Origin of the sequence: Streptomyces sp. M41(2017) (assembly GCF_002078175.1) — a bacterium.
Taxonomy (GTDB): Bacteria; Actinomycetota; Actinomycetes; order Streptomycetales; family Streptomycetaceae; genus Streptomyces.
This window is the reverse complement of the sequence record NZ_MWFK01000001.1, coordinates 2,313,528-2,326,330: the sequence shown is the minus strand read 5'-3', so window position 1 is coordinate 2,326,330 and position 12,803 is coordinate 2,313,528. Positions and strand designations below refer to the sequence as shown.

At 72.1% G+C, this 12,803-nt stretch carries 12 protein-coding genes; 1 reads left to right on the top strand and 11 read right to left on the bottom strand.

The annotated features are described in order from the left end of the window. Positions 1-171: 171 nt before the first annotated feature. The 7 genes from B0675_RS10250 to B0675_RS10220 form a co-directional block, all read right to left on the bottom strand. Positions 172-1,212, bottom strand: coding sequence for a hypothetical protein (locus B0675_RS10250; RefSeq protein ID WP_081218508.1), 1,041 nt, complete (start codon positions 1,210-1,212; stop codon positions 172-174). 83 nt (positions 1,213-1,295) lie between these two features. Beyond that, the gene (locus B0675_RS10245; RefSeq protein ID WP_081218507.1) at positions 1,296-1,964 is read right to left on the bottom strand and encodes a SigE family RNA polymerase sigma factor; all 669 of its coding nucleotides are present in this window, start codon (positions 1,962-1,964) and stop codon (positions 1,296-1,298) included. Between the two features lie 434 nt (positions 1,965-2,398). After that, positions 2,399-3,457 (bottom strand): aspartate-semialdehyde dehydrogenase, encoded by a 1,059-nt coding sequence (locus tag B0675_RS10240; RefSeq protein ID WP_081218506.1) that lies wholly within the window; start codon positions 3,455-3,457, stop codon positions 2,399-2,401. Further along, positions 3,454-4,731, bottom strand: coding sequence for an aspartate kinase (locus tag B0675_RS10235; protein WP_081218505.1), 1,278 nt, complete (start codon positions 4,729-4,731; stop codon positions 3,454-3,456). The genes B0675_RS10240 and B0675_RS10235 overlap by 4 nt, the downstream gene beginning before the upstream one ends. Before the next feature lie 249 nt (positions 4,732-4,980). After that, a complete protein-coding gene (locus B0675_RS10230) occupies positions 4,981-5,640 on the bottom strand; it encodes a DUF5063 domain-containing protein (protein ID WP_081218504.1) in 660 nt (219 codons plus the stop codon). Then, complete coding sequence (recR, locus tag B0675_RS10225) at positions 5,633-6,232, bottom strand: recombination mediator RecR (protein WP_081218503.1); 600 nt, start codon at positions 6,230-6,232, stop codon at positions 5,633-5,635. Before recR ends, B0675_RS10230 begins: the two co-directional genes overlap by 8 nt. Positions 6,233-6,318: 86 nt before the next feature. Beyond that, entirely contained in the window at positions 6,319-6,663 is a 345-nt protein-coding gene (locus B0675_RS10220) for a YbaB/EbfC family nucleoid-associated protein (protein ID WP_081218502.1), read from the bottom strand. Between the two features lie 360 nt (positions 6,664-7,023). Between B0675_RS10220 and B0675_RS10215 the strand changes: the two genes are divergently transcribed. Continuing rightward, positions 7,024-7,764 carry an SLATT domain-containing protein gene (locus B0675_RS10215; protein WP_081218501.1) on the top strand — a complete coding sequence of 247 codons (741 nt, stop codon included), beginning with the start codon at positions 7,024-7,026 and terminating at the stop codon, positions 7,762-7,764. Between the two features lie 49 nt (positions 7,765-7,813). On the opposite strand, the gene B0675_RS10210 is transcribed toward B0675_RS10215, so the two are convergent. The 4 genes from B0675_RS10210 to B0675_RS10195 form a co-directional block, all read right to left on the bottom strand. Beyond that, complete coding sequence (locus B0675_RS10210) at positions 7,814-9,346, bottom strand: substrate-binding domain-containing protein (RefSeq protein WP_081218500.1); 1,533 nt, start codon at positions 9,344-9,346, stop codon at positions 7,814-7,816. Between the two features lie 152 nt (positions 9,347-9,498). After that, positions 9,499-11,538 carry a serine/threonine-protein kinase gene (locus B0675_RS10205; protein ID WP_081218499.1) on the bottom strand — a complete coding sequence of 680 codons (2,040 nt, stop codon included), beginning with the start codon at positions 11,536-11,538 and terminating at the stop codon, positions 9,499-9,501. 78 nt (positions 11,539-11,616) lie between these two features. After that, entirely contained in the window at positions 11,617-12,120 is a 504-nt protein-coding gene (locus B0675_RS10200) for a MarR family winged helix-turn-helix transcriptional regulator (protein WP_081218498.1), read from the bottom strand. Then, positions 12,117-12,746 (bottom strand): DJ-1/PfpI family protein, encoded by a 630-nt coding sequence (locus B0675_RS10195; RefSeq protein ID WP_081221703.1) that lies wholly within the window; start codon positions 12,744-12,746, stop codon positions 12,117-12,119. The genes B0675_RS10200 and B0675_RS10195 overlap by 4 nt, the downstream gene beginning before the upstream one ends. Between the last annotated feature and the right edge of the window lie 57 nt (positions 12,747-12,803).

Sequence of the window (12,803 nt, the reverse complement as noted above, 5' to 3'; positions counted from 1 at the left end):
CCCTTCACGCATCCGCCGCCGGGCGGCCGCAAAGGGCCGTCTGTCGAGTCTGCGGTGACTGCGCCGTCGACGTCCGCGAGAACGCCGGGCCAGTCCGCCGGTGTCCGCCGACGAGCAGCGGGTTCCCGCGCCGCCCGGTGGCCGGACGCCGCCGGTGGTGGCGGCGACCGGTCAGGCGGACGTCAGGATTCCGGTGTGGATGACCGTGCCGGCGCAGGCGTTGGGCACGTTCACCGAGGCCCCCGCGCCTCCCGTGGCCGCCGTGCTGGACACGGTGACGCTGCCGTCCTGCGTACCGTCCTCGGTGTAGAGCTGCGGAGCGGCACCGACACCCTCCGACGATGTGCCGCCGGTGTCGGTGGCCCCCTCGGTGGGCGTCGGGTCCGGGGACGGCGGGATGGTCGGGCAGGTCTCCGAGGGCACCCAGGCGAACTTCACCACGTACGAGCCGCCCGGCTGCAGGACCAGGGAGGTCACCTCCGCCGAGGGGTCGGGCAGCCCGCCGGCCGCGTCGCCCGCGACATGCGTCGCCACACCGACCTTGCTCTGCTGCGCCGCGCCCTGGGCGGTGGCGTTGAAGCTGCCCGCGCCGGTGACGGTGCAGGCGGTGGTGGAGACGTTCGAGACGGTGAAGGAGCCGTAGACGGCGCCCGCGGCGTCCGGGCCGGCGGTGGTGCCGGCGGCTCCGCCGAGCTGCTCCGTCGTGCACGCGGCCGCGCTCAGGGCCGACGCCGACGGGTCGGCACCGCCGCCCGTGGCCGCACCGCTGCCCGCGCCCTTGCCCTTGTCCGGCTTCTCGGTCCGGCCGCCGGAGTCCTTGCCCTTGGAGGTGCCGCCCGAGCCGCCCGCCGTCTTGCCGTCGCCCCTGCCCGTGCCCTTGTCCTGGTTCGCGCCGCCCTGGGCGGCGGAGCTGTTGGCCGCGTTGGACGGGTTGACGTCCGACCCGGAGGAGTTGGAGACGTGCACCGCCGCCGGGATCGCCGTGCCCATGAAGAGCGCGGCGGCGGCCATACCGACCACGGCCTGGCGCTTGCGGGCCCGCCGGGCCGGCACGGCGCGGCGCAGGTGGGCCAGGGTGCCGTCGGTGGGTTCGATCGTGTCGACCGCCTGGTGCAGCAGTCGGCGCAGCGCCAGCTCGTCCGAGCCGAACCCCTCGGCTTCCGGGCCGTCCTGCCCGTGCGTGTCGGGCTGTTCGTCTGGGCCGTGGTTCACAGTTCCGTTCCCAGCGTGCGATTGCTTGTGCTCGGGTTCCGGGCGCCCCGGGTCGCCGGGACGCCACCGATCGTCGGAGGCGCTCATGCCTGGGCCTCCATGGCGACGCGGAGCGCGGCGATACCGCGTGAGCCGTACGCCTTGACGGAGCCCAGGGAGACGCCGAGGGTCTCGGCGACCTGGGCCTCCGTCATGTCCGCGAAGTAGCGCAGGACGAGGACCTCGCGCTGGCGGCGCTGGAGTCCCTTCATCGCCTTGATCAGCGCGTCGCGCTCCAACTGGTCGTAGGCGCCTTCCTCGGCGCTCGCCATGTCGGGCATCGGCTTCGAGAGGAGCTTGAGGCCGAGGATGCGACGGCGCAGGGCCGAACGAGACAGGTTGACGACGGTCTGCCTCAGATAGGCGAGCGTCTTCTCCGGGTCCCGCACGCGCTTGCGCGCCGAGTGCACCCGGATGAAGGCCTCCTGGACGACGTCCTCGCAGGAGGCGGTGTCGTCGAGGAGGAGTGCCGCCAGACCGAGGAGCGAGCGGTAGTGCGCCCGGTACGTCTCGGTGAGATGGTCGACGGTCGTGCCCGCCGCCGCGATGTCCTCGGCGCCGTCACGCTGGTCCGGAATGCGGGTAGGCCGCGTCGCAGGCATGGGCGCGATCACCGGCATGCCGCCGGGCGCGCCGGGGCTGCGGAGTCGGCGGGGTGGACGCAGGGCGGTGCCCCTCGTCTGTACCGCGGTGAATTCGAGTACCTCTGCCACGCCAGTTGGACACACGTCCCCCCTGGAGGGTTGTACGCGACGGGCGTCACATTGGCGATGAATGCCGTCTTGGCCTGAACACCACCTTCCGGTACGCCCGTTGGACCGCCCGCCGGAACGCCGTACGGCGTGCGCGACGATGCACCAGATGCCCTCATGCGTACCAGCTCTTCCCCTGTGCCCCGTTTGCCCGCTGCCCCGTCGCCCCTGAACGGCGACCGCAAAGACGCTCCCCGCCCTCCGCGCGGTTGCGGAGAGCGGGGAGGAAATCTTCGGACGCCGACACGGGTCGGTTCAAGTGGTCCGGACCATTAAATTGATCACTGAACCAACGCAGATCCTACAAAGGTCTCCCGGAACGGCCACCAAGATTCCGGCTGGTGGACATCGGGGGCGCAGAACCTGCGGAACGGCGCGGGTCCGGACGTCCGGGGTCAGGCGCCGACGATCTCCGCCGCCACCAGCTCCGCGATCTGAGCGGTGTTCAATGCAGCACCCTTGCGCAGGTTGTCGCCGCACACAAACAGTTCGAGGGCCGTCGAATCGTCCAGGGCCCGGCGGACCCGTCCGACCCACGTGGGATCGGTGCCCACCACGTCGGCGGGGGTGGGGAACTCGCCCGCGGCGGGATTGTCGAACAGCACGACACCGGGCGCGGTGGCCAGGATCTCCCGCGCCTTGTCGACGGTGACCTCGCCCTCGAAGCGGGCGTGGACGGTCAGGGAGTGCGTGGTGACGACGGGGACCCGGACACAGGTCACGGCGACCTTCAGCTGCGGCAGCGCGAGGATCTTGCGCGTCTCGTTGCGGACCTTCATCTCCTCCGAGGACCAGCCGTCCTCGGCGAGCGACCCGGCCCAGGGCACCACGTTCAACGCGACCGGCTCCGGGAAGGGGCCCGTGTCGTCGCCGACGGCCCGGCGGACGTCACCGGGGCTCGTGCCCAGTTCCGTACCGGCGACCAGCGACATCTGCCGGCGCAGGGTGTCGATGCCGGCGCGGCCGGCGCCGCTCACGGCCTGATACGAGGAGACGACGAGTTCGCGCAGCCCGAACTCGGCGTGCAGCGCACCGAGCGCCACGATCATCGAGAGGGTCGTGCAGTTCGGGTTCGCGACGATCCCGCGGGGGCGCACGCGCGCGGCGTGCGGATTGACCTCGGGGACGACGAGGGGCACTTCCGGGTCCATCCGGAAGGCTCCCGAGTTGTCGACGACGACCGCGCCCTTCGCGGCGGCGATCGGGGCCCACTGGGCGGCCACGTCGTCCGGGACGTCGAACATGGCGACGTCCACTCCGTCGAAGGACTCCTCCGACAGGGCCACCACCTCGACCTCCTCACCGCGCACGGCCAGCTTGCGGCCGGCGGAGCGCGGTGAGGCGATCAGACGGATCTCGCCCCAGATGTCCGCGTGCTGGGACAGGATCTGGAGCATGACCGAGCCGACGGCTCCGGTCGCACCCACGACCGCGAGCGTCGGTCGTCCGGTCATCGCCCGGTGCCTCCGTAGACGACGGCCTCGTCGCTGTCGGAGTCGAGTCCGAAGGCGCTGTGCACGGCGCGGACGGCTTCGTTCACGTCGTCGGCGCGGGTGACGACCGAGATGCGGATCTCGGAGGTCGAGATCAGCTCGATGTTGACGCCGGCGTCGGTGAGGGCCTCGAAGAAGCCCGCCGTGACACCCGGGTTCGTCTTCATGCCGGCGCCGACGAGGGAGATCTTGCCGATCTGGTCGTCGTAGCGCAGCGACTCGAAGCCGATCACGCCCTTCGCCTTCTCCAGGGCGTCGATGGCCTTGCGGCCCTCGGTCTTGGGGAGGGTGAAGGAGATGTCCGTCAGACCCGTGGTGGCCGCCGACACGTTCTGCACGATCATGTCGATGTTGATCTCGGCGTTGGCGATGGCGCGGAAGATCGCGGCGGCCTCGCCCGGCTTGTCCGGGACGCCCACGACCGTGACCTTGGCCTCGGAGGTGTCGTGCGCGACACCGGAGATGATGGCCTGCTCCACCTTCTGGTCCCCTTGCTGGTTCTGTGCGCTGCTGACCCAGGTGCCCTGGAGTCCACTGAAGGACGAGCGCACGTGGATCGGGATGTTGTAGCGGCGGGCGTACTCCACACAGCGGTGGAGGAGCACCTTGGAGCCGGACGCGGCGAGCTCCAGCATGTCCTCGAAGGCGATCCGGTCGATCTTCTGCGCCTTCTTCACCACGCGCGGGTCGGCGGTGAACACACCGTCCACGTCGGTGTAGATCTCGCACACCTCGGCGTCGAGCGCCGCGGCCAGCGCGACGGCCGTGGTGTCGGACCCGCCGCGGCCCAGCGTGGTGATGTCCTTCTTGTCCTGCGAGACGCCCTGGAACCCGGCGACGATGGCGATGTTGCCCTCGTCGAGCGCCGTACGGATACGGCCGGGGGTGACGTCGATGATCCGGGCTTTGTTGTGGACCGAGTCGGTGATGACGCCTGCCTGGCTGCCGGTGAAGCTCTGGGCGCTGTGGCCCAGGTTCTTGATCGCCATGGCCAGCAGGGCCATCGAGATCCGCTCTCCGGCGGTCAGCAGCATGTCGAACTCTCGTCCGCTGGGCATCGGAGATACCTGCTCGGCGAGATCGATCAGCTCGTCCGTCGTGTCGCCCATCGCGGAAACGACCACGACCACCTGGTGGCCGTTCTTCTTCGCTTCCACGATTCGCTTGGCGACGCGCTTGATGCCCTCGGCATCGGCTACGGAGGAACCTCCGTACTTCTGCACGACAAGGCCCACGTGCGCTCCTCGCTCAATCCGTCTCTGCACCGCACAACTGCGGTCGGCTCAGTCTAACGAGCGGCCGGATTTCCCTTCCGAGGTATCGCATCGTGAGATGTCCCGCTCACGACGTGATCACTCGGGATGTCAGGTCAGCAAGGGACATCCGGCCGCTCCGAGACGGCACCTGCCCGTCCTTCGGCCCGGCCACTCCGAAAGTGCCCGGTGTCACATCGCGCGGCACCGGGTGCGGGACGGACGAGCGGGCTACTTGACGGTGCGCAGGCCGAGCGGGCCGGCGATCTCCTGGGCCATGACCTGACCCGCCTCCTCCGCGAGGGCGTCCTCGCCGAGGTCCTGGTCGGTGTCGAGGCCGTTCAGGTCGTCGAGGGGCTGGTTCAGGCGGATGTGCGCCACCAGCGACTGGAGGGCGCGCAGGGCCCCGGAGGCGGTGGAGCCCCAGTTCGAGAAGTAGGAGAACTGCCACCACCACATGGCTTCCGTGGTCCGGCCGGCGCGGTAGTGGGCCATGCCGTGGCGCAGGTCGGCGATGACGTCGGCGAGGTCGTCGGAGATACGGCAGGCGACCGGCGCCTTGCGGGGCTCGTAGGGGTCGAAGACCTCGGAGTAGACGTCGATCGGCTCCAGCATCACCGCGAGCCGCTCGCGCAGGCCGTCGACGTCCGCCTCGGGACCGAGGTCGGGCTCGTAGCGCTCGTCGGGGACGATGTCCTCGTGCGCGCCGAGACGGCCGCCCGCGAGGAGGATCTGGGACACCTCCAGGAGGAGGAAGGGCACGGCCGAATCCGGCTCGTCGCCCCTGGCCACCTCGGTGACGGCGACCAGGAAGCTCTCCACCTGGTCCGCGATCTGGACCGAGAAGTCGTCGGGGTCGGGGCTCGTCGCGTGCAGCGTGGCGTCAGACATCTAGGAGTCGTCTCCCCTCGAAGGCACGGCCGAGCGTGACCTCGTCCGCGTATTCCAGGTCGCCGCCCACCGGGAGGCCGCTGGCCAGGCGGGTGACCTTGAGGCCCATGGGCTTGATCATGCGGGCGAGGTACGTGGCGGTGGCCTCGCCCTCCAGGTTCGGGTCCGTCGCCAGGATCAGCTCCGTGACCGTGCCGTCGGCGAGACGGGTGAGGAGTTCCCTTATGCGCAGGTCGTCCGGGCCGACGCCCTCGATCGGACTGATCGCGCCGCCCAGGACGTGGTACTTGCCCCGGAACTCACGGGTCCGCTCGATCGCGACGACGTCCTTCGGCTCCTCGACCACACAGATCACCGTGAGGTCGCGGCGCGGATCGCGGCAGATGTTGCACAGTTCCTCCTGCGCGACGTTGCCGCAGGTCGCGCAGAAGCGGACCTTCGCCTTGACCTCCATGAGGCACTGCGCGAGCCGGCGGACGTCCGTCGGCTCGGCCTGGAGGATGTGGAAGGCGATCCGCTGCGCGCTCTTGGGACCGACGCCGGGGAGCCGCCCCAGTTCGTCGATGAGGTCCTGGACCACGCCTTCGTACAACGGACTGCCTTTCCGAGTGCTTCGGTACCGCCTGGTTCCGTCTTACGTCTTTTCCCTGTGCGTACGGTAGTTGGCCGCCGCCGGTCTTAGAAAGGCAGACCGGGAATGCCGCTGCCGCCACCGAGCCCCTGGGTGAGCGGGCCGAGCTTCTGCTGCTGGAGCGCCTGGGCGTTCTCGTTGGCCGCCTGGACGGCCGCGACGACGAGGTCGGCGAGCGTCTCGGTGTCCTCGGGGTCGACCGCCTTCGGGTCGATCACCAGACCGCGGAGCTCTCCGGAACCCGTCACGGTCGCCCGGACCAGACCGCCTCCCGCCTGGCCTTCGACCTCCGTCCGTGCCAGTTCCTCCTGGGCGTTCGCCAGATCCTGCTGCATCTTCTGGGCCTGCTGCAGCAACTGCTGCATATTGGGCTGGCCACCACCGGGAATCACGATCAGCTCCTGGTTTCGAGTACGGCTGTACGGACCGTTTTTCCTGTCCAGCACGAGCCTACGTGGTCGACCGGCCCGTCGCCCAAGCACTCTTTCGAGTGAGACCGTCTTGACGCCTATACCTGATCAAGGCCCTCTTCCGGGCGGAAAAGCGATGAAACCCGGTCCATCGCCACCCATTGGGCGGTAGGAAGGGGGCGGCGCATTCGTACCACGCGTCACCTGGCGTCACGCACGGTCAGCGTCGTCGGCCGCGCCTGCGCGCTCCGCCGGTGCCGTCGTGCGCCGGGGTCCGCCGTCTTCGGGTGCCGGCGCCGTTGTCGTCCGTCGTCGTCACCGCCGTCAGTGAGGGAGTGCCGGGTGAGCCAGCCGGAGATGCAGCCCGATGGTCCGCCCCAGGAGGGGCGGAGCGAGGGGGCGGGGCTGCGGCCGGGCGATCTGACGGGCCGGCCGTTTCCGCTGGGTGACTGGGGGGAGCCGGCCGACCGGCTCCACGAGCTGTACCGCTGGGTGGAGCAGGGCGCCCTCGACACGGCGTCCTGGTACCTCGGCGACCGGACGGGGAAGCGGTGGGGCGCGCGGCTGCTGCGGTGCGGGGCCGCGGTCGGCGCCGTCGCCGGGGCCGCGCTGCCGCTGCTCGACCTGACCGGGTCGGTGGGCGGGGTGGCGCCCTGGGGGTATCTGGCGCTGCTGCTCGCCGTCGCCTGTGTCGCCGTCGACCGGTTCTTCGGCGTGACCTCCGGCTGGATAAGGGACGTGGCCACCGCGCAGGCCGTGCAGCGCCGCCTTCAGGTGCTCCAGTTCGACTGGGCGTCGGAGAGTGTGCGGGAGGTGCTCGGCCCCACCGACGGGACCGCCGGCGAGGCGGCCGAGCGGTGTCTCGGGGTGCTGCGGAAGTTCTCGGAGGACGTCACGGAACTGGTGCGCACGGAGACGGCGGACTGGATGGTGGAGTTCCGTACGGGTCCGGCGCCGCTCGGCATCCAGTCGTCGACGGTCGGCGCGCCCCGGGTCGACGGGTCGCATCTCAACGGCCGGGTCCCGCTGCCGCCGGGCACCCGCCCGAACATGCCCCGTCAGCGCCCGCCGGAGCCCCGCTGAGGACGGCCCCTGGTGAGGTCGGCCCCCCGGTGAGGTCGGCGCGGGAGCGTCAGCCCGCGCCGCAGATCCTCAGCCCCACCGGCGTCCCGCACGGCAGGTGGCCGTGGGTGCGGACGACGTCCTGGCCGCTGCCCCGGCCGACGTACGACAGGAAGCTGGAGGCGAGCGAGTCGGCCGGCGGCTGCCCGTAGGTGTAGGCGTACTCGATCTCGCGGTACGGGTAGTCCGAGGTGCCGTGTTCCAGGTCCTCGACGGATGCGGTGTGACCGTCGAGGCCCAGCCGGTGCAGGCCCTGGTGCCCGATGGCGTTGTTGAGCTCGCTGTAGCCGATCGCGCCGGGCAGCCGGGCGACGGTGTTCAGCACCTGGTCGGTGGAGTCGAGTTCGCAGCGCACCAGCGGCGCCGTCGCGTCGTCCTTGTGGACGCAGTCCAGCGAGGAGTTGGCGATCTCGCCGCGCCCGAGCACCCGGCGCTGGAACACCTGCCGGGTACCGGAGTTGGCGTCCCGGCTGACGAGCAGGACGGGCCGGTCGGGTCCGCCGAGCTGCTTCCAGTTCCTGATCTCGCCCCGGTACAGGCGCCGTACGTCCGCCAGCGACAGGTTCCGGAGCGGGATGTCGTCGTCGACGACCAGCGCGAAGACCGAGACCGCGACCCGGTTCTCCCGCAGCCGGGGGAAGTCGCCCGGCTTGGGACCGTCGGAGAGGGCGACGACGGCCGGTGATCCGTTCTTCGACTCCTGCCCCGCCGCGTCGAGTTCGCGCACCCCGGCGGTGCTGCCATGGGCGTCGACGGTGATCGTCGCGCCCGCGCAGTCCTCCTCGTACTTCTCGGCGAGTTCGCGCATCACGGGCGCGAAGGCGGTGGACCCGGTCACCGTCAGGGTGCCCCGCGCGCAGCCGATCGGGGGCGGCGAGTCGTCGCGGAGCACGACGATCAGCGCGAGCGTGACGACGCACACCGTGAGCAGCACGGTGATCAGCCGGGCGGCGCGGCTGAACAACGGCGGCTGGTCGTCCGGTGTCGTACTGCGATTGGGCCGGACCTCGCCGTCGCGGATACCGCCGATGAGCCGTATCGGGCATCCCACGTCGCCGCCGGACAGCAGGACGAGCACCTTGAAGTGCTCGCCCCGGTTGAGCGGGACCCGCGGGATGCGCAGGGTGCCGTCCGCGTAGCCGAGGCCCGCCGCCGCGGTGAAGTGGTCCATCAGGTGGTCGGTGCCGGGCGGCTGGGTCACGGAGACACCGCGGATGGTCCGGTCGGTGAACACGGCGGTCAGGCCGTGCCGTTCGCGGCTCGTGTAGTCGTCACCGGCGATGCTCTGCGCGCCGTCGTTCTCGATCCGCAGCAGCACGAGGGTGGCGTCGGACATGCCGGGGGTCTCGTCGAACAGGCCGAGCCGTACGTTCGCGCGCCCCGAGCGGACGTCGTCGCCGATGGGGTTGTCCATCTGCACGCGGTAGCCCAGCCGCTTCCGGCGGGGCACCCTGCGTTCGTACCAGACCATGACGGCGGAGGCGACGACACCGATGACGGCGGTCCCGACGGCCACGACGTTCTCTGCGCTCAGCCACTCCACTGCGAGTCACTCCCCCGGGCGCTGCGGTGCGGTCACCGTACGGCGCCGCCGGGGAACGGCCGACATACAAGGGGTGAACTTCAACAGCCTTCGGGAGAAGATGCGTTGACGTCCCGCGTGACGGGTCCGCGATGCCTCGTCCGTGGGCGGGCTCAGCCGCTCTTCTCGTAGACCAGCGCCTCGCCCGAGGTCGTGTTCACCCGGCGCAGACCGCCGTCCGACAGGAGGGTGATCTCGGACGCGGCGCCCGGGGAGCAGGAGGACAGCGGTTCGCCGGAGGTGACCTGGGAGGGGCCGATCGCCAGTGTTCCGCCGGCCGGTGCGCCCGTGAGAGTGGCCTCGAAGACGCAGTGGTAGGTGCCGCTGCCGGCCGGGCCGTCGGCGGTGAGGGTGAGCACGGGGTCGCCGACCTCGCCCTGCCGGATGGTCAGCCGGCGGGTGTTGTGGCCGGTGGCGTTGTCGATGGTGGTGTCCCAGGTGCCGAGGAAGGCCTCGGGGACGGTGCCCGCGGCCGGGTCCCCGGCGCTCGGGGAGGCGGACGCGGCGGACGGCGCCCGCGAGGCGCTCCCGTCCGGTGACGCGGGCCCGGCGGAGGTCGCGGGGGACGCCTTGGAGTCGTCGCCGCCGCTGCCGCCGCCGTTCATCAGCGCGTACACACTGCCGCCCGCGCCGAGCGCGACGACCAGGGCCACCACGACGAGGAAGGCGGTGGACCGGCCGCTGCGGCGCGCGGGTCCGGGTCCGGCCGGGACGGCGGTGGGACCGTACGGCGGGGTCGGGCCGTAGGGCGGGGTGGAGCCGCCGGGGCCGTACGGGGTGGGAGCACCCGGGCCGTACGGGGGCGTCGAGCCGTACGGCGCCCGGGGTCCGCCCCAGCCGGCCTGCGGATAGCCGTACGCGGGAGCCGGGCCCTGGCCGGTCGGCTGCGGGTGCTGCTGCGGATAGCCGTACGCGGGGTGAGGGCCGGCGGGGGCCGGCGGAGGCGTGGTTCCCGGGCCCGCGACGACCGTCGGGAGATGGCCGACCGGTGCGGACGGGGCCGACCCGTCGTCGGGCGGGGCGGGGGCGTGCTCCGGGGACGCCTCCGCGGACGCGCCGGGCGTCGCGGAGGAGGCGGACGGGGAAGCGGGCGAAGAGGCGGAGGGCGGGCCCGCGGGGACGGGCGGGGCGGCCGGCGGCCTGGACATGTCCGGTACGGGGAGCGGCCGTTCGGGCGCGGGCGGCGGAGCGGGGCGGGCCGGGGCAGCGGCGACGGCGGGCGCCTGCCGCTCGTCGGGGTCCTCGGTGTCCAGCAACTGCACTGCGTGACGGCCGAGTTGGGCGACCAGCGCGCTGGGCAGCCAGGGGTCGCGGGTGCGGCCGTCGGCGACGGTGTCCTCCGCGCCGGTGCGGGCGAGGATCTCGTCGAGGCCGGGACGGGCCGCGGGGTCCTTGCGCAGGCAGGCGCGCACGAGGTCGGACAGGCTCTCGGGAACTCCCGACAGATCGGGTTCCTCCTGCGCGATGCGGAACATCATCGCGTGCACACCGCTGTTGGACGCGCCGAACGGCAGGGCACCGGTGGCGGCGTACGACAGGACCGAGCCGAGGCAGAAGATGTCGCAGGCGGGGGTGACGCGGTCGCCGCGCACCTGCTCGGGGGCCATGAAACCGGGGGATCCGACGAGCGCGCCGGTGCGGGTGAGCCCGCCGTCGGTCACCGTCTCCAGGGCGCGGGCGATACCGAAGTCGATGACGCGCGGACCGTCGATGGTGACCAGGACGTTCGAGGGCTTGAGGTCGCGGTGGATGAGGTTCGCGGCGTGGATGTCCCGGAGGGCGTGCGCGAGTCCGGCGGCGAGGATGCGCACGGACCGCTCGGGCAGCGCGCCGTGGTCGTGTCCGACGACGGTCTGGAGCGAGGGCCCGGCGACGTAGCCGGTGGCCACCCACGGGATCACGGCCTCGGTGTCGGCGTCCAGGACGGGCGCGGTCCAGTACCCCCCGACGCGGCGCGCGGCCTGCACCTCCTGGCGGAACCGGGCCCGGAACTCCTCCTGTTCGGCGAGTTCCGCACGGACGAGCTTGACGGCGACGGTCCGTCCCCGGTCGGACCGGGCGAGATAGACGTGCCCCATGCCGCCGGCGCCGAGCCGTGCCAGCAGCCGGTACGCCCCGATCTGCCGCGGGTCCCCCGCCCCCAGTTTCTCCATGGCAGCGCCCACCCTCCCCCGTGTGTGTGCAACAGCCCGAGGATAGTGCGGCCTCCCGGGCCCGCGGGCCGGCCCCGTCTACGGTTCCGTCACGGATCGTGCCGGTTCGGTAACAGGAGGCGCGGGTTCCGCGAGGTCCTCCGCGGCGAGCCCGTCGAGGACGACGGAGAGGCGCTCCAGGACCCGGACGGTCTCGGCGAGCGCTTCGGGGCCGAGCGCCTCGGCGATCCGGTCGGCGTAGGCGGCGTGACCGGGGCCGATCGTGGCGACGGCCGCGCGGCCCTGCTCGGTGGGAGCGAGGAGCTTGGCGCGACGGTGGGCCGGGTTGGGCCGGTACGCGGCGAGGCCCTTGTCGACGAGCAGGTCCGCGACGCGCTGCACGCTCTGCCGGGTGATGCCCATGACGCGGGCGATCCCGGAGACCGGCAGGGGTTCGCCGAGGACGGCGCCGAGGACCTGCCACCAGGCGGCGGTGATGCCGGCCGGCCGGGCCAGGTCCTCGGCCACGGAGAGGTACTGCCCGTTGAGCCGGAACACCGCGAGGGCGCTGCGGCTGAACAGGTCCTGGCGCCGCCGGCTCACCGGCCCGCCTTCTCCAGCACGGCGTAGGCCGCGGCGTCGGAGTCGTGGAACAGCCGGTACCAGGCGTCCAGGACCTCTCCCTCGTAGACCCCGAGGAGGCCGAGGACCTCGCGGGCGAAGGCGACGGGTTCGGTGGGTCCGGCGGTGATCAGGAGCCCGTCGGTGACGGCGTCCGCGTCGACGTACCTCTCGCCGCCCGCGTAGCCCGTGGCGGCCAGGTAGAAGGAGACCGCGCTGGTGTGCGCCCGGTCGTCGAGCAGGCCCTCGCGCGCGAGGCCGGCGGTCGCTCCGCAGATCGCCGCGACGGGCACCCCGGCGTCGAGGAACGCGCGGGCGGTGCGGGCGAAGGGGGCCAGGTCGCCCGAGGTGTCCCAGAGGGAGGCGCCGGTGAGGACGAGCAGCGCGCTGTCCTCGGGGCGCAGCTCGTCGAGCGCGAGATCCGGCAGGACGCGCAGGCCGCCCATGGTGGTGACGGGTTCGCGGCCGGGGCCGACGGTGCGGACCGGGTGGCCTGCGCGGGCGAGGTGCGCGGTCGCGTGGCCCGTCTCCCAGTCGGCGAACGTGTCGTACACGGCGAGGTGGACGGGCTTGCGGGGTGCGGTGCCGGTGTCCGTGGTGGCGTTCATGTCGGTCACTCCTCCTCGGCGGGCGGAAGCCTATGTGAGCATGCTGTCAATTCGACA